Consider the following 16,066-nt stretch of genomic DNA (forward strand, 5'->3'; position numbering starts at 1 on the left):
ACGCACCACCTTGCACAGTCAGTTTCTTCCGGGCACGCGGCCGGAAGGCCCATTCTGCCGGAAACGCTTGTCTTTTTCATACGGAAAGACATCATGCACATGCCCCGCCTGGATACGCTCCTTGTGGCTCTGCCAGAACTCCACATCGAGCAGGTCGGCATGGTGCTTCATGAATACCTCGCGCACCGCCGGATTGCCCAGCAGGAACGGTGCGAAGGTTTCGGGGAACACGTCGTTCTTGGCCACCGAGTACCAGACCTCGCCCGACATCTCGTCCTCCTCGTTGCGCGGGGGCGGCACGCGGCGGAAGTTGCAGTCGGTGATGTATTCGATCTCGTCGTAGTCGTAGAACACCACCTTGCTGCCACGCGTAACGCCGAAGTTCTTCCACAGCATGTCGCCGGGAAAGATATTGGCAGCCACCAGGTCCTTGATGGCGTTGCCGTATTCGACCACCCCGCGCTGAATCTGTTCGCGCGCCCGTTGTGCCGCCGGGCTGGTGTCGGCGGGGTTGGCCCCTCCGGCATCGAAGGCCTCCTGCAGGTAGATGTTGAGCGGGATCATGCGTCGCTCGATGTAGACGTGCTTGAGCATGACCTCCTGCGTGCCATCACCGTCGAGGTCCGCAATTTCCATCTGGCTCGGGGCAAACTTCTGGATTTCAGCGATCAGCTCGTCAGTGAAGCGCGCCCGCGGAAAAGCCACGTTGCTGTACTCCAGCGTGTCTGCCATGCGCCCGACACGGTCGTGCTGCTTCACCAGCAGGTACTTGCCCTTGATCTGCTCCCGGGTGGTGTCCTTCTGCGGCGGGTAGTAGTCCTTGATGACCTTGAACACATAAGGGAAACTGGGCAGGTCGAACACCAGCATGACCATGCCCTTGATGCCGGGCGCAATGCGGAACTGGTCGGTGCTGTGGTGCAGGTGGTAGAGGAAGTCGCGGTAGAACAGCGTCTTGCCCTGCTTGGCCAGCCCCAGCGCGTTGTAGATCTCGTTGCGCGGCTTGCGCGGCATCATGCTGCGCAGGAACTGCACATAGGCACTGGGAATCTCCATGTCCACCATGAAGTAGGCGCGCGCGAACGAGAACAGCATCAGCAGGTCGTTCTCGTCGAACAGGGCGGCGTCGATGGCCAGACGCGTCGCGCCGGCTTCGATCGGCCCACCCGCCACGGCAGCGCGGTGCAGCACCGGCAGGGCAAAGGGGAATTCGTTGAAGCCGTTGATGAGCTTGCCGATCACATAGCAGCCCTTGTTGCGGAAAAACAGGCCGGAAAGCACCTGAATCTGGAAGTTCGCACGCAGCGTGGCATCGCCCAGCTTCGCGCTCATGGTCTCGGCGACCCAGGTGCAATCGCGCTCCAGGTCTTCGAACGGAACACGCAGGTCAAAGTCCTGCATCATCTGCACCACGGTGGCCACCATGCTCTCGCGCGTGGGGTAGTAGGAGCGGTAGGTGCTCTTGCTGCTTCGGTCGTCGTTCTCGATGTACTCGGTGCTGACGGCCGGGCGCACAAAGATGAAATCGTTCTGGAAGTAGGCGCGGTGCAGGATCTTGGTGGTGACCGAGTTGAAGAAGGTCTCGGCCAGCTCCGGCTGGTGGTGATCCACCGACAGGCCGATGTAGAGCAGCTTGACCTGCTGCCATACCTCGGCGGGCTGCTCGCCGGCCTTGAACTCGCGCTCCAGGCGCGTCGAGCACTCCTTGACTCGCAGGTCATAGAACTCGATACGCTCACGCTGGGCGCGCTGCTGGCCGCGCCAGTCGCAGACCTCGAAGCGGTGCTTGGCCCGGGCCGACTCGGTGCGGAACAGCTGGTAGTGGCGGTTGAAGCCGTCCATCATGGCCTTGGCAATGTCATAGGCCACGGTAGAGTCAATGCGGATCGGGAACATAAACCACTCGCTCCGAATTTAGTAGCTTCCTACACAGCAAATACGCCGCATGAAGCCAATTTTCCTTCAAGCCAGGCGTGGAACCAGGCGTACACCAGACACCGCTTCGCGGTATTTGACCTGCAGCTCGTCCATGCCGGCCACCGTGACATGCAGGTCCTGCAGCAGACCGTCCTGCAGGCCATAGACCCAGCCGTGCAGCGTCACATTCTGCCCACGTGCCCACGCGTCCTGCATCACCGTGCTGTGGGCCACATTGACCACCTGCTCGATGACATTGAGCTCACACAGGGCATTGGCGCGGCCATGCGCGGGCAGCAGGTCCAGGATTTCCCGGTGGCGATCGGCCACGTCGCGGATGTGGCGCAGCCAGTTGTCGGCCAAGCCCACGCGCTTGCCCTCCAGCGCGGCGCGTACACCGGCGCAGCCGTAGTGGCCCACGACCATCACGTGCTCGACCTTGAGCAGGTCCACCGCGAACTGGATGGTCGACAGGGCATTGAGGTCCGAGTGCACCACCACGTTGGCCACGTTGCGGTGCACGAAGACCTCGCCGGGCTCCATGCCGACGATTTCGTTGGCGGGAACGCGGCTGTCGGAGCAGCCAATCCACATGTACTTGGGTTGCTGCTGCTTGGTCAGCTTGGTGAAGAAGCCGGGGCGTTCGGCTTCCATGGCCTGGGCCCAGGCCCGGTTGGTGGCAAACAGTTCATCGAGGTTCTTGGTCATACGAAATCCAACGGCGGGTCATTTCTTGAGCGAAGCGCGTACCTGCCAGTCCAGCAAACCCAGGCGGGCGCGTTCGCGCTGGTCGTCCTGCGCATTGAACTGACAGGGCGCTTGCCCTGCGGCGGGCGGCGTGCAGACAAAGGAGGCTGGCTTGCCCAGCTGCCACATGCCTTGGGCATTGCGGGCCTCACCGGTGAAGAACACGGCGTTCGGCGCATTGAGCGGATCCGGCTGGTTGGCCAGTGGGGTCAGGAGGTTGCGGCCGGTCTGGATGTACGGACCCGTGATGCCCGCCAGGGGAAACAGGGTCGGGAACATGTCGCGGTGGCTGGCCGGTTGGTCAAGCTGGTTGCCGCAGCGCAGGCCTTCCCCCCAGATGACGAAGGGCACCTGGCGCTGCAGGTAGCGCCGCTCGGGCGTGGCATAGACACCGAAGGAGCGCACGTTGTGGTCGCCGCTGGCGGCAATGACGGTATTGGCGTGCAGGGGCCCCTTCTGCACTTCCTGGATGAAAGCGCCGAGCAGGTCGGAGGCGTAGTGAAAGGTATCGAGGTTCGGCACCAGGGTCTCGGACGTGGTTTCCCCCTTCCACAGCGCCATGTCGCGCGGCACACGCTGGTAGTCGGGCGGCAGATCGTAGGGCGGGTGGTTGGTGGACGTGAGCACGAACACGAACAGCGGCTTGGCATCGGGCTTGTGCGCTGCCATGCGTTTGCTCAGGTACTTGAACACATAGCTGTCCCACACCCCCCAGATGCCCAGGAAGGCGTCGGGGTAGTCCTGCTTCAGGTTGTTGGCATCGATGACTTCGTCAAAGCCCTGCACGGCCAATACGCGGTTTAGGTCACGCCAGCCCGAGCGCGCCGAGGTCACAAACAGGGTGTGGTAGCCGGCATCGCGGGCAATTTTTGCGATCGACCAAGGAATCGGCTTGCGCCCGATCTCGCCGAGCGTCAACGGCGTGATCGGCGAGGAAAACAGGATGGCTTCGAGCGACGGGTGGGTGCCGGGTTGGGCCGAGTCGAAGTTGCGGAAGTGGCAGGCCTTGCTGGGGTCTTGCATGGTGGGTGCCAGGCGGCCCAGCACGTCGAACTTCGGGCCCTGGTACATCAGCGGCTCGGCGCTCCAGGACTCCATCAGGAAGAACAGCAGGTTCTTCTTCGCGCTACCTGCGGGCAAAGGTGCCGGTGTGCGCAACGCAGCCAGTACCTCACTCTCGCTGCCATGGGGCCAACCCAACACCTCGGCCGCTTCCTGGGGGCTGTCAAAGCCCATGGCCTTGAGACCGGTCAGCGGGTCGGCAAAATTTTGCGATTGCCCCCGGCTATCCCAAGCGTACTTGAGCGCGATGATGCCATTGGGCACCATGTCGTTGAGGAATGGCGAGGCCGTCACGGTGAGGTGCTGGCGCTGCAGCGCCATCTCGCGGATGGTGCCCTTGCCGGCAAAGATGAGCGCAAAGAAAACCAGCACCAGCGCCAATGCACGGATGGCCCAGTGGTGGGTTTGCAGCAGCACGTCGGGCTGGATGCGCGCCAGCAGCCAACGGTGCAATGCCACGGTGGCCAGGCTCAACGCTGCGGCCAACAGCAGTGTCCAAATGACCGGAAAGTCGCGCCAGATGGTCTGCAGCACGGCCGCGGTATCGTCTTCAACGATGCCGAACACCAGCGAATCGATGGGCGTCTTGTAGAAGCCGAAGTAATGCAGGTTGACCAGCGAGGCCATCACGAACACGAAGGCCAGCACCTGCGCTATGCGGGTGTGCGCCCGCCCCGACACCCAGGGCAGCACCAGCAGCAGCAGGAACCCCGCAATCGCGCTGACCTTGAGGTCAAAGCGGGCACCCTGCACCAGGGCGGCGGCCACATCACCGGAGGCGGCCTGGTACCCTGCGGGCCAGAAATAGGCCAACTGCCCCCATCGGATGAGGGACAGCGCCACGACCAGGGGAATAGCCAGTACCCAGGCCCGCAACAGGCCGCGCAGCACGGCGTTGAAGATTCTCGATGCGTTTCTGGGTACGGCGTGCAGCATTACATGGTTTCGGCGAACAACTCTCGACCGATGAGCATACGGCGAATTTCGCTCGTTCCCGCCCCGATTTCATAGAGTTTCGCGTCACGCCACAGACGGCCCAGCGGGTATTCGTTGATGTAGCCGTTGCCACCATAGATCTGCACACCCTCCCCGGCCATCCAGGTCGCCTTCTCGGCGCACCACAGGATGACGGACGCACAGTCCTTGCGCACCTGACGGACATGTTCGGTACCCAGCAGGTCGAGGTTCTTGGCCACGGTGTAGGCAAAGCTGCGCCCGGCCTGCAGCACGGTGTACATGTCGGCCACCTTGCCCTGGATCAGCTGGAACTCACCGATGCTCTGGCCGAACTGCTTGCGGTCGTGGATGTAGGGGATGACGTTGTCCATCACCGCTTGCATGATGCCCAGGGGACCGCCGGTGAGCACGGCACGCTCGTAGTCCAGGCCGCTCATCAGCACCTTGGCTCCATTGTTCAGGCCGCCCAGGATGTTTTCCGCCGGGACTTCCACGTTGTTGAACACCAGTTCACCGGTGTGGCTGCCGCGCATTCCCAGCTTGTCGAGCTTCTGGGCAATGGAAAAGCCCTTCATCCCCTTCTCGATCAGGAACGCGGTGACGCCGCGCGCGCCCAGCTCGGGCTCGCTCTTGGCGTAGACCACCAGGGTATCGGCGTCGGGGCCGTTGGTGATCCACATCTTGGAGCCGTTGAGCAGGTAGTAACCGCCCTTGTCCTCGGCCTTGAGCTTCATGCTGATGACGTCCGAGCCCGCGCCCGGCTCACTCATGGCCAGCGCCCCCACGTGTTCCCCGGAGATCAGCTTGGGCAGGTACTTCTTGCGCTGGGCCTCGTTGCCGTTGCGCTTGATCTGGTTCACGCACAGGTTGGAGTGCGCGCCGTAGGACAGGCCGACCGACGCCGATGCGCGCGAGATTTCTTCCATGGCCACCATGTGGGCCAGGTAGCCCATGTTGGCACCACCGTACTCCTCGCCCACGGTAATGCCCAGCACACCCAGGTCGCCCATCTTGCGCCACAGATCCATGGGGAACTGGTCATTGCGGTCGATCTCGGCGGCACGCGGTGCGATTTCGGCCTGTGCAAATTCGTGCACGGCATCGCGCAGCGCGTCAATGTCTTCGCCGAGTTGGAAGTTGAGTCCGGGCAGGTTGCTCATGGGGTCTCCTTGCTGTGGGTATGAACGGTCAATAGGTCTTGGGAACAGGCACCAGCGTCTGCTGCATGACGGCGCAGGGGCTGGTGGTGCCATCGGGGGCCACGTGCACCACCTCGGCGGTAGTGACGATGAGGCGGCGGCCAGCCTTGAGCACGCGGCCGGTGGCGCGCAGTTCACCGGCTTGGAAGGCCGCCAGGAAATTGATCTTGTATTCGGCCGTGGTCACTTCCATGCCTTCTGGGGCCACGGTCAGACCTGCATAGCCACCGGCAATGTCGGCCAGTGCGCCCATGGCACCGCCATGAAAACCGTCTTGCTGCTGGGACACCTTGTCCGAATAGGGCAAGGCCAGTTCCACCAGGCCGGGCTCCACGCGCAACAGGCGCGCATCCAAATGGCGCATCATGCCCTGGCGGTTCAGGCTGTCCTGGACCCGCTGCCACAGCGGTGTGGGGGCATGGGTCATGCGCCTGCCCGCTTGGACTTGGACACAGCCCCGGACTGGGCCTTGGCCAATAAGGCCCTAGCCTCTTTCTGGTGTACCTTGATCTCGTCGAGGTTGGCCTGCAGGTCGGCCATCTGCTCCTCGATCTGCTTGCGGTGCGCTGCCAATACGTCCAGGAACTTGGTGAGTTGGGGCCCCGTGTCGCGCGGGCTGTCGTACATGTCGATGATGTCCTTGGCCTCGGTCAGGCTCAACCCCAGTCGCTTGGCACGCAGGGTCAGTTTCAGACGGGTACGGTCGCGCTGGGTGTACACGCGCGAGCGCCCGCCGGGGCCGCTGCGTTGCGGCTGCAGCAGTCCCAGGTCTTCGTAGAACCGGATGGCGCGGGTAGTGAGATCGAACTCGCGGGCCAGATCGCTGATGCTGAAAGTGGTGCTCATGGTGCCTGATGCCAAGGGGACAGTGCCGGAGGCGGGACCCCCGTACAATGCCATGGATTGACGTTTACGTAAACGTCAATTATGTCGCAAATCACGCCACCATGAACGAACTCGAAGCCCGCCTGCACTACCCCTTGGGGGACACCCTCCCCGCTGCCGGCGAGAGTATCGAAGTCGCCCCTGGCGTGCGCTGGCTGCGCATGCCACTGCCTTTCGCCCTCAACCACATCAACCTGTGGCTGCTGCGCGATGCCGTGGAGCGTGACGGACAGATGGTCGATGGCTGGACCGTGGTGGACACGGGCATCCACAATCCGGAAACCATCGCACTGTGGGAGCAAGTCTTTGCCACCCAACTCGACGGGCTGCCCATCGTGCGCGTCATCGTGACGCACATGCACCCAGACCACATCGGCTTGGCGGACTGGCTGTGCCAGCGCTTCCAGGCGCCGCTATGGATCAGCGCCGGTGACTACTACGTGGCGCGGTTAGGGGTGATGGGGCCAACGGCCTTTGGCGGCGAGCGTGCGGCAGCCTTCTTCGCCGCTCATGGACTCAACAGCCCCGAAGCCGTGGCACAGATTGAGGCCCGCACCAACTACTACCCTTCGCTCGTGCCCTCCGTGCCGCTGCAGTACCGGCGCCTGATGGACGGGCAGCGCATCCGCATCGGCACACAGACCTGGCGCTGCATGGCCGGGTTCGGCCACGCCCCGGAGCACATGGCCTTGCACTGCGAAGTGCTGAACCTGCTGCTGGGTGGCGACATGATGCTGCCGCGCATCTCGACCAACGTGAGCGTTTTCGAGACCGAGCCGGAGTCCGATGCGCTGAGCCTGTTCCTCGATTCGATCGACCGCTTCCTGCCGCTGGCCGAGAACACCCTCACGCTTCCATCCCACGGAAAACCATTTGTCGGCTTGCACGAACGCATCCGCCAGCTGCACGACCACCATGCACAACGCCTGGCCGAGGTGATGGAAGCCTGTACCGGACGCGCCTGCAGCGCGCTGGACGTACTGCCGGTGCTGTTCCCCCGGGCCATGGACATGCACCAGACCACCTTTGCCATGGGCGAATGCGTGGCCCACCTGCACCGCCTGTGGCACCAGGGGGCCTTGCACCGCAGCCGCGACGCGCAAGGCGTCTACCGCTTCAGCAGCGTCCGCTGAAGTACTGCGTCAATCCCACCGCGGGCCGCCGTCTTCACGCAAGGCTTTGCGCATGGCGGCGTAGTCGGGCACCACGGAGCGCACCGTGTCCCAGAAGCGCGGGCTGTGGTCCATGACCCGCAGATGGCTCAACTCGTGGGCCACCACGTAGTCGATGATGGGCTGACGGAAATGGATCAGCCGCCAATTGAGGCGGATGGCTCCGTCCACGCGTGCACTGCCCCAGCGTGTACCGGCCGAAGTGAGTGTCAGCTTGGTCCACTGCACACCCAGCTGGGCGGCGTAGCGGTCCAGGCTCTGCGCGAACAGCGTGCGTGCCTGGCGCATCAGCCAGGCCTGCACCGCATCGCGCACCTGGGATGGATCGGCGGTCTGGGACAGCCCGATACGCAGCTGTGCCGCCGACGTGCTGGGCGCATCCGCAGCGGGCAGCCACTGGGCCGCACCGCTGTGGGTGGGGTCCAGCACCAACTGCAGGGGTTCGCCCAGGTAGGGCACGAGCGACCCGTGCGTCCATTGCAGAGCGCCTTGCTGCTGGCGCAACTCTCGCTCCTGCGACACCGCCAGCTTGCGCAGTATCCAGTCGCCCTTGACCTGCAGCGCGGCATCGACATCGGCCAGTGAGACCCATTGCGGCGCCCGCACCACCAGGCCATCGGCACCCACCGAAAAGCCAATGGTGCGCCGACGTGCCTTCTGGTACAGGTAGGCCACTTCCACCTGCTTGAGCTGCATCTTGCGATTCGCCTTGGGATGGTGGTAGGGCTTGCTGGCCGCAGAGGCAGTGCGGTCCAGCCCGACAGTTGCTACATTACTTGTAGCTGCCTGCGCACTATTTTCCTGGGCAGGAGCCCGAAATGGCTTGGAAATCCGCGGCAACCGGGGCACTTTGGCGTCGGGCGTCCGTTCACCGGCCTGCACTGGCGCGGGAGGCGTCAGGGCGTCTTCGAACAGGTCCAGGGTGTAACGCAGCAGGGGGTGCACGGCAATGGGCGGCAAGCGATGGAACTTATTCTGCCGCAGTTGTTGCCGTTGCGTAGGCTTCGGGTTCGAGGCGGCGCATTTCTGCCTCGATCCAGGCCTCGACCTCGCGCATCAAGGCCCGCGGGTCGGCACCTTGTGCCGGCATGGCCGGACCGAACGAGACTTCCACGGTGCCCGCACGCTTGTCCATGACAGCGCGCGGCCAGCACTTACCTGCAGTCACGGCAATGGGAACGACGGGCACGCCAGCTTCTACAGCCAGGCGCGTCCCAGCCGTCTGGTAGGTGCCACGCTCGCCACGCTCCACCCGTGTGCCTTCCGGGAACATGATCACCGAAGTACCTTGCGCCAGCAGCGCACTGCCCTGGCTGATGATGCTCTTCATCGAGGCGGCGCGCGACTCCCGGTCGATGTGGATCATGTTGAGGCGGCCCATGGACCAGCCGAAGAACGGAATGCGCAGCAGCTCGCGCTTGAACACGAAGGCCAAGGGCTGCGGCACCAGCGTCGGCAGCAGCAGGGTCTCCAGTGTGGACTGGTGCTTGCTCAGGAATACGGCGCTGCCATCACGGGGCAGATGCTCCAAGCCCTGCACCCGGACCCGGATGCCGAGAATGAACCGACACCCCAGCAGCACCACCCGAAACCAATTCACCGCCACCCACCAGGCGGTGGTCCGCGGTGCTACCAGCGACACCAGCACCACGGCCAGCGTCCACGGGACAATGGTCACGCCCATCCAGACATAGAACAGCGCCGAGCGCAGGATACCGATGGCCCTATGCACCCTCACGCTCCAGCAGGAACTGCGCAAACGCTGCGAGATCGGTATGGACAATCGTGCCGGTCGGGTAACTGTCGGGCAACGGACGACCGGCCAGGCCAGCCGCCTTACCCGTCAGCACCAGGTGGGGCTCACACCCTACAGCGACCCCGGCCTGCAGGTCCCGAGCGGAATCCCCCACCGTCGGCACGCCCGCCAGGTCCACGCCGAAGCGCTCGGCGATCTGCTCGAACAATCCTGGCTCGGGCTTGCGGCAACGGCACTTCTCTTCCGGACCATGGGGGCAGAAGAAGATGGCATCCACGCGGCCACCGACCGCGGCCAGCAGGGTGTGCATCTTGGCGTGCATGGCGTTGAGTTGCGTCACATCAAACAGGCCTCGCCCCAGGCCGGACTGGTTGCTCGCCACCACCACATGCCAACCCGCATGGTTCAGCCGTGCAATGGCCTCGAGCGCACCGGGCAGTGGCTCCCATTCCTGGGGCGACTTGATGTAGTCCAGACTGTCCTGGTTGATGGTGCCGTCACGGTCGAGAATGCAAAGCTTCATGGTGGCCCTGACTGTCGTGCAAAGGTCTTACGCCAACCTTGACAGGTCAGCGACGCGGTTCATGGCGATGTGCAGGGACTTCAGCAGACCCAGGCGGTTGAGGCGCAGGTCCAACTGCTCTGCATTGACCATCACGTCTTCAAAGAAGGCGTCCACCTGCGGGCGCAGGGCGGCCAGCGTTTGCAGCGAGGCGGTGTAGTCACCGGCTTGCCACTGCGCCAGCGACTGCGGCGACACCGTCTGCATTGCTTCGTACAAGCCCTTCTCTGCAGGCTCCTGCAGCAGCACGAGGCTGACGTGGGCATCCACATCGCCGTCGGACTTCTTGAGAATGTTGCCGATGCGCTTGTTCGCCGCCGCCAGCGCCGCACTTTCGGGCAGGGCCGCAAATGCGCGCACAGCCGCCAAGCGCTTGGCCACATCGCCGAGACGTGCCGGACGCAGGGCCAGCACGGCGTCCACTTCCTGGCTGCTGTACCCCTGCTCGCGCAGGGAGCCCGCCAGACGGTCGTAGAAGAAGTCCAGCAACGCGGCGCTGGCATCGGTGATCTTGGCGCCGAACGCAGGTTGGGCGGCAGTCAACAGCTGCGGCAACTCCAGAGGCAGGTCGGCTTCTGTGAGCATGCGGATGACACCCAGCGCATGGCGACGCAGGGCAAAGGGGTCCTTGTCACCGGTAGGCAGGTTGCCGATGCCGAACATGCCCACCAGGGTCTCCAGCTTGTCGGCCAGCGCGACCACCAGGCCCACCTGGCTGCGTGGCAGGCTGTCGCCGGCAAAGCGCGGCTTGTAATGGTCTTCGATAGCCTGGGCCACAACCTCGCCCAAACCGTCATTCAAGGCGTAGTAGCCACCCATGATGCCTTGCAGCTCAGGGAACTCACCGACCATGTCGGTCACGAGGTCGGTCTTGGCCAGTTGAGCGGCCAAATCGGCTTGCTGCACCAAGGCAGTGTCACCCAACTGGGTGGCGATGGCCTTGGCAATGGCGCGTACCCGCTCCACGCGTTCACCCTGGGTGCCGAGCTTGTTGTGGTAGACCACCTTGCCCAGGCTCTCGACGCGTGACGCCAGGGTTTTCTTGCGGTCCTGGTCAAAGAAGAACTTGGCATCCGCCAGGCGCGGGCGCACCACGCGCTCGTTGCCGCCAATGACGAAGCTGGCGTCATCGGGCTGGATGTTGGACACCACCAGGAACTTGTTGGTGAGCTTGCCCGCTGCGTCCAGCAAGGGGAAGTATTTCTGGTTGGCCTTCATGGTGAGGATGAGGCATTCCTGCGGCACTTCGAGGAACTGCGGCTCAAACTCGCAGATGAGCACGTTGGGGCGCTCCACCAATGCGGTGACTTCGTCGAGCAATGCGTCGTCGTCGATGGGCTTGCAGCCGCCGCCGACCTGGGCCGCAGCTGCGGCCAGCTGGCGTGCGATCTCAGCGCGGCGCTCGGCAAAGCTGGAGATCACAGCGCCTTGCTGTTCCAGCTGTACTGCATAGCTGTCAGCATCCTTGAGGACCACTGGGGAAACCGCAGCCTCGAAGCGGTGCCCCTGCGTGCTGCTGCCCGCTTGCAGGCCCAGTGCCTGCACCGGCACCACCTCCGCACCATGCAGAGCCACCAGTCCGTGCGCCGGGCGCACAAAGCTCACACTGCTCCAGCCCGGCAACTCGCAGCCACTTTCCAGCTGGTAGCTCATGACCTTCGGAATCGGCAGCTTGGAAATACTGTCATTCAGCGCTTTTTGCAGTCCTTCCGCCAGAGTGGCGCCTTGGACCGTGCTTTCAAAGAACAAGGCCTCGGCCTTGCCGTCGGGCGCGCGCTTGAGGCCGGCCACGGCCGATGCGTCAGCACCGAGAGCCTGCAGCTTCTTGAGCAGCGCAGGCGTCGCGCTCCCGGCAGCGTCCAGACCCACGGCCACGGGCATCAATTTCTGCGACACGGCTTTGTCCGCAGCCTGTGCCGCAACAGCGCTCACATGCACCGCCAGGCGGCGCGGCGAGGCATAGGGCGTGACCACGGAGCTAGCAGATGCGAGACCTTGGGCCTTGAGGGAGTCAGCCAGCACATGGGCAAAGGATTCGCCCAGCTTCTTGAGCGCCTTCGGTGGCAGCTCTTCGACAAACAATTCAACGAGAAGGTTTTGTGTAGTCATGTCCTGATCCTGCTCAAGCAGCCTTGCTCTCCATCTGGGCCACCCATTCGCGCGGCGCCATGGGGAAGCCCAGGCGCTGGCGGCTTTCGAAATAGCTCTGGGCCACGCTGCGTGCCAGGTTGCGGATGCGGCCGATATAGGCCGCGCGCTCGGTCACGCTGATGGCGCCTCGGGCGTCGAGCAGGTTGAAGCTGTGCGCGCACTTGAGCACCTGCTCGTAGGCTGGCAAGGCCAGTTGCTGTTCCATCAGGTACTTGGCCTGCTTCTCGTGCGCGTTGAAGGTAGTGAACAGAAACTCTGCGTCGCTGTGCTCGAAGTTGTAGGTGGACTGCTCCACCTCGTTCTGGTGGTACACGTCGCCATACTTGAGGGTATCGGTCCATTGCAGGTTGTAGACGTTGTCTACCCCTTGCAGGTACATCGCCAAGCGTTCCAGACCATACGTGATCTCGCCGGTGATGGGCTTGCAGTCGATACCGCCAACCTGTTGGAAGTAGGTGAACTGGGTTACTTCCATGCCATTGAGCCATACTTCCCAGCCCAGGCCCCAGGCACCCAAGGTGGGGTTCTCCCAGTCGTCTTCGACGAAACGGATGTCGTTTTTCTTCAGGTCGAAGCCCAGCGCTTGCAGGCTGCCCAGGTACAGCTCCAGGATGTTGCTGGGTGCCGGCTTGAGCACCACTTGGTACTGGTAGTAATGCTGCAGCCGGTTGGGGTTCTCACCGTACCGGCCATCCTTGGGGCGGCGGCTTGGTTGCACATACGCCGCCTTCCAAGGCTCGGGACCGATGGCGCGCAAGAATGTAGCGGTATGCGACGTGCCTGCCCCCACTTCCATGTCGTAGGGCTGGAGCAAGGCACAGCCTTGGGCATCCCAATAGTCCTGCAGGCGAAGAATGATTTGCTGAAAGGTAAGCATATGGTTGTCTGTGTGCATCCTGGCTGCCGCACTTCCGCTGGCGAACGGCCGCGGACTGCGCGTATTCGGCAGCGTGGGCGAACCTCGTATTCTACGAGGTGGCCGATGGTGCGGCAGTGATCCCGCAGTCGTAGCCGTTCACCGAGCCGCCTACTGGGGCCGCAATCGACGCTGGACCAGTGCAAGGCCGAACACGGTCAAGCCCAATACCCACAAAGGCGCCTGTCCCCAACGTGCGCACCACCATGCAAAGGGGGTGATACCCGAGCGCCCTTGGACGGTGGCGCGCAGCACGCCTGACGTCCAAGGGGGCAGCATGGACTGAACCTTCCCCTGATGGTCAACCACTGCAGTGACTCCGGTGTTGGAAACCCGCAGTGACGGACGCGCCAACTCCATCGATCGCATGCGCGAGATATGCAGGTGCTGGTACATCGCGGTGGTGTCCCCGAACCAGGCCAAGTTGCTGAAGTTGGCAAGAATCGTCGGCGCCGATTGCCCTTCGCGAAAACGCGCGGCGAGCTCCTCGGGGAAAAGGTCTTCAAAGCAGATGGCAGGTCCCACGCTTTCTTCCTGAACCAGGATCGGTGCTTGCGCCAGCTCCCCTCGTGTAAAGTCCCCCAAGGGGATATGCATCAATCGCACGAACCAACGAAAAAATGGGGGAATGAACTCCCCAAACGGCACGAGGTGGTGTTTGTCGTAGCGGTACCATTCCGTCTGCGCAGGTGTCCGGAACCCCACCACCGAGTTGGTATACCCCGTCTGCGCATTGCCCAAGGGAATTCCGATCAGACGCATTGGCGGGTTTTTCTCCATGCGTTCGGCCCATCCTTGCCAGTAGTCGGCGGGAAGTTGCTGAGGCAACAGCGGTATCGCCGTTTCCGGCGCCAAGACCAGGTCCGCCTGCGCCGCCTGCAGTGCATGTCCATACCATCTAAGTGCCTGCACGACCCCAGTTTGCATGTCGAATTTTTCGTCTTGCGCGATATTGCCTTGCAGCAACTCAACCTCCAGGGTGCGCGTTGCGCTACCGAACTCCGCAGGAGATATGCCGTTAAGGGCACCAACCGCTATGGCGAGCATCATTGGTTGAATGAATCGTTTCCTGTCCAGCATCAGGCTTGCACACGACGCGGCACACCAAACCACCAATGCGCCTAGGCCGTAAACACCCACCCACGGTGCTGCGACTGCGAACGGTCCCTCCACATGGGCGTAGCCGATACTCGCCCACCCGAACCCGGTCAACCATTGGCCCCGCGCCAGTTCCGACAACATCCATAGTGCGGCCATCAGCGACTCTCGTCCGTGAACTCCTTTGCGCACTAAAAGGAACCAGAAGCCTGCAGCCATTGCACCGTACAAACCAAGCGACAACGCAAGCGCCGCGACGGCTGTCCAAGCAAGGAGGCTAGGCATCCCTCCGTACTGCGACATGGATACCTGTAGCCATGCAAGACTGACGCACAAGGATGTCGCCTGGAAAGCGAGCCCGAGGAGCACACTGCCCAACAGGCTGTTGGCGCGCAGCAGTAGTATGCAGAAGACAAGCATGGCCCCGAATTGGAGCAACCACGAAGGCGCACCATAAGCCGGACCCCATGAAGCGGGCCAAGCCAACGCGCACGCGTTGGCAATTCCCGCGATGACGGCCAAAACGGTCTGCAAACGTACGCTCATGGCGCACGCCCAGAATCAACGCGTTTCACCGACCCGTGGCTCCATGTCTGCCGGTTCGACTCGAAACCAACGAACAGCCCCTCCCTTGGTGTGCAGGACTGTGAATCTCAGGCCGCCGAGGCAATGCTGCTCTCCGCGCTTGGGCACGTGGCCCATGTCGTGCGCGATCAACCCACCTATGGTCTCAATGCTTTCGCCATCCGACGCATGGGCGAGCGAAACATTGAACGCCTCTTCAACACGGGTCAGCGCGGTGTCACCGTTGACCCGATAGGTACGATCGCTCAAGCCAAAGATGTCTCCCTCGTCATCGGAGATATCAAACTCATCCTCAATTTCGCCGACTATCTGCTCCAGCACATCTTCGATGGTGATCAGCCCGGCGACACGGCCGAACTCATCGACGACCACCGCCAAGTGGTTGCGATTGCCCTTGAATTCGCGCAGCAATTCATTGAGGCCTTTGGATTCGGGAACGAAGGAAGTGGGGCGCAGCAACGCCCTGACGTTCAACTCCGGCGCACGCTGCAGCTTCAGGAGATCCTTGGCCAACAATATCCCGATGATGTTTTCCCTTGAGCCCTCATAAACGGGAAAGCGCGAATGCCCGGTGTCAATCACCGAATTGAGCATTTCCTCATAGGGTGCGTGGATGCTGACCATGTCAATGCGGCCAAGCGGCAGCATCACATCCCCCGCACACAACTCAGACATCCTGATCACACCCTCGAGCATGTCACGCGAATCGGAACCGATGATCTTGTTTTCGTGCGCATCGGCAAGCGCCTCGATCAGTTCGTCCTTGGAGTCTGGCCCTGGATGAAGAAACTCAGCGATCTTGCGCAGCCATGAACGGCGATCTTCGCGTTCGGTGACATTCGGTTTCGAGGATGAATTCACTGCGTTGGAGCGTTTGCGCCCTGGTAATCGAGAAGTGACGAAGGATACCTGATCGCTCCACTGACGAGCGGACAAAAAAAAACGCCCCAGCGTATGCTGGGGCGTTTTCGGCATAAATAGCCTGACGATGACCTACTTTCGCACGGGAACCCGCACTATCATTGGCGCTGAGGCGTTTCACTGTCCTGTTCGGGATGG

The 16,066-nt window shown here is 62.7% G+C and carries 14 protein-coding genes; 1 reads left to right on the top strand and 13 read right to left on the bottom strand.

Features of this window, described 5'->3' with window-relative positions:
• Nucleotides 1–18: 18 nt before the first annotated feature.
• From aceK to RQP54_RS02610, 6 genes are all read right to left on the bottom strand, one after another.
• Nucleotides 19–1,896 (bottom strand): bifunctional isocitrate dehydrogenase kinase/phosphatase, encoded by a 1,878-nt coding sequence (aceK, locus tag RQP54_RS02585; protein ID WP_315676610.1) that lies wholly within the window; start codon nucleotides 1,894–1,896, stop codon nucleotides 19–21.
• A gap of 66 nt (nucleotides 1,897–1,962) precedes the next feature.
• Entirely contained in the window at nucleotides 1,963–2,625 is a 663-nt protein-coding gene (gene can / locus RQP54_RS02590; RefSeq protein ID WP_315676611.1) for a carbonate dehydratase, read from the bottom strand.
• Nucleotides 2,626–2,643: 18 nt separating this feature from the next.
• Nucleotides 2,644–4,662: an LTA synthase family protein gene (locus RQP54_RS02595; RefSeq protein WP_315676612.1), complete on the bottom strand. Its 2,019-nt coding sequence runs from the start codon at nucleotides 4,660–4,662 to the stop codon at nucleotides 2,644–2,646.
• A complete protein-coding gene (locus tag RQP54_RS02600) occupies nucleotides 4,662–5,843 on the bottom strand; it encodes an isovaleryl-CoA dehydrogenase (protein ID WP_315676613.1) in 1,182 nt (393 codons plus the stop codon). The genes RQP54_RS02595 and RQP54_RS02600 overlap by 1 nt, the downstream gene beginning before the upstream one ends.
• A gap of 28 nt (nucleotides 5,844–5,871) precedes the next feature.
• Nucleotides 5,872–6,309, bottom strand: a complete 438-nt coding sequence (locus tag RQP54_RS02605) for a PaaI family thioesterase (protein ID WP_315676614.1) — start codon at nucleotides 6,307–6,309, stop codon at nucleotides 5,872–5,874.
• Nucleotides 6,306–6,728 (bottom strand): MerR family DNA-binding transcriptional regulator, encoded by a 423-nt coding sequence (locus tag RQP54_RS02610; RefSeq protein WP_315676615.1) that lies wholly within the window; start codon nucleotides 6,726–6,728, stop codon nucleotides 6,306–6,308. Before RQP54_RS02610 ends, RQP54_RS02605 begins: the two co-directional genes overlap by 4 nt.
• 101 nt (nucleotides 6,729–6,829) lie before the next feature.
• Here RQP54_RS02610 and RQP54_RS02615 point away from each other — a divergent pair, with 101 nt between their 5' ends.
• The gene (locus RQP54_RS02615) at nucleotides 6,830–7,900 is read left to right on the top strand and encodes an MBL fold metallo-hydrolase (RefSeq protein ID WP_315676616.1); all 1,071 of its coding nucleotides are present in this window, start codon (nucleotides 6,830–6,832) and stop codon (nucleotides 7,898–7,900) included.
• A gap of 9 nt (nucleotides 7,901–7,909) precedes the next feature.
• Here the strand turns inward: RQP54_RS02615 and RQP54_RS02620 are convergent, their stop codons facing one another.
• The 7 genes from RQP54_RS02620 to RQP54_RS02650 form a co-directional block, all read right to left on the bottom strand.
• Entirely contained in the window at nucleotides 7,910–8,884 is a 975-nt protein-coding gene (locus RQP54_RS02620; RefSeq protein ID WP_315676617.1) for a SprT family zinc-dependent metalloprotease, read from the bottom strand.
• Between the two features lie 25 nt (nucleotides 8,885–8,909).
• Entirely contained in the window at nucleotides 8,910–9,677 is a 768-nt protein-coding gene (locus RQP54_RS02625) for a lysophospholipid acyltransferase family protein (RefSeq protein WP_315676618.1), read from the bottom strand.
• Nucleotides 9,664–10,218, bottom strand: a complete 555-nt coding sequence (gene gmhB, locus RQP54_RS02630) for a D-glycero-beta-D-manno-heptose 1,7-bisphosphate 7-phosphatase (protein WP_315676619.1) — start codon at nucleotides 10,216–10,218, stop codon at nucleotides 9,664–9,666. Before gmhB ends, RQP54_RS02625 begins: the two co-directional genes overlap by 14 nt.
• A 27-nt stretch (nucleotides 10,219–10,245) precedes the next feature.
• Nucleotides 10,246–12,366 carry a glycine--tRNA ligase subunit beta gene (gene glyS, locus RQP54_RS02635; RefSeq protein ID WP_315676620.1) on the bottom strand — a complete coding sequence of 707 codons (2,121 nt, stop codon included), beginning with the start codon at nucleotides 12,364–12,366 and terminating at the stop codon, nucleotides 10,246–10,248.
• Between the two features lie 13 nt (nucleotides 12,367–12,379).
• The gene (gene glyQ, locus RQP54_RS02640; protein WP_315676621.1) at nucleotides 12,380–13,285 is read right to left on the bottom strand and encodes a glycine--tRNA ligase subunit alpha; all 906 of its coding nucleotides are present in this window, start codon (nucleotides 13,283–13,285) and stop codon (nucleotides 12,380–12,382) included.
• A gap of 150 nt (nucleotides 13,286–13,435) precedes the next feature.
• On the bottom strand, nucleotides 13,436–14,968 hold the full coding sequence (lnt, locus tag RQP54_RS02645; RefSeq protein WP_315676622.1) for an apolipoprotein N-acyltransferase: 1,533 nt from the start codon (nucleotides 14,966–14,968) through the stop codon (nucleotides 13,436–13,438).
• A 15-nt stretch (nucleotides 14,969–14,983) separates the two neighbouring features.
• Nucleotides 14,984–15,982: an HlyC/CorC family transporter gene (locus RQP54_RS02650; RefSeq protein WP_315676623.1), complete on the bottom strand. Its 999-nt coding sequence runs from the start codon at nucleotides 15,980–15,982 to the stop codon at nucleotides 14,984–14,986.
• Between the last annotated feature and the right edge of the window lie 84 nt (nucleotides 15,983–16,066).

This window comes from Curvibacter sp. APW13 (assembly GCF_032337135.1).
In the GTDB taxonomy this organism is placed as follows: Bacteria; Pseudomonadota; Gammaproteobacteria; order Burkholderiales; family Burkholderiaceae_C; genus Allorhodoferax.

What these genes read in the sequence shown, in the direction of transcription:
- RQP54_RS02605 (WP_315676614.1), bottom strand. Translation starts at nt 6,309, where the DNA reads ATGACCCATGCCCCCACACCGCTGTGGCAGCGGGTCCAGGACAGCCTG.
- RQP54_RS02595 (WP_315676612.1), bottom strand. Translation starts at nt 4,662, where the DNA reads ATGCTGCACGCCGTACCCAGAAACGCATCGAGAATCTTCAACGCCGTG.
- glyQ (WP_315676621.1), bottom strand. Translation starts at nt 13,285, where the DNA reads ATGCTTACCTTTCAGCAAATCATTCTTCGCCTGCAGGACTATTGGGAT.
- RQP54_RS02610 (WP_315676615.1), bottom strand. Translation starts at nt 6,728, where the DNA reads ATGAGCACCACTTTCAGCATCAGCGATCTGGCCCGCGAGTTCGATCTC.
- RQP54_RS02600 (WP_315676613.1), bottom strand. Translation starts at nt 5,843, where the DNA reads ATGAGCAACCTGCCCGGACTCAACTTCCAACTCGGCGAAGACATTGAC.
- gmhB (WP_315676619.1), bottom strand. Translation starts at nt 10,218, where the DNA reads ATGAAGCTTTGCATTCTCGACCGTGACGGCACCATCAACCAGGACAGT.
- can (WP_315676611.1), bottom strand. Translation starts at nt 2,625, where the DNA reads ATGACCAAGAACCTCGATGAACTGTTTGCCACCAACCGGGCCTGGGCC.
- glyS (WP_315676620.1), bottom strand. Translation starts at nt 12,366, where the DNA reads ATGACTACACAAAACCTTCTCGTTGAATTGTTTGTCGAAGAGCTGCCA.
- lnt (WP_315676622.1), bottom strand. Translation starts at nt 14,968, where the DNA reads ATGAGCGTACGTTTGCAGACCGTTTTGGCCGTCATCGCGGGAATTGCC.
- RQP54_RS02615 (WP_315676616.1), top strand. Translation starts at nt 6,830, where the DNA reads ATGAACGAACTCGAAGCCCGCCTGCACTACCCCTTGGGGGACACCCTC.
- RQP54_RS02650 (WP_315676623.1), bottom strand. Translation starts at nt 15,982, where the DNA reads ATGCCGAAAACGCCCCAGCATACGCTGGGGCGTTTTTTTTTGTCCGCT.
- aceK (WP_315676610.1), bottom strand. Translation starts at nt 1,896, where the DNA reads ATGTTCCCGATCCGCATTGACTCTACCGTGGCCTATGACATTGCCAAG.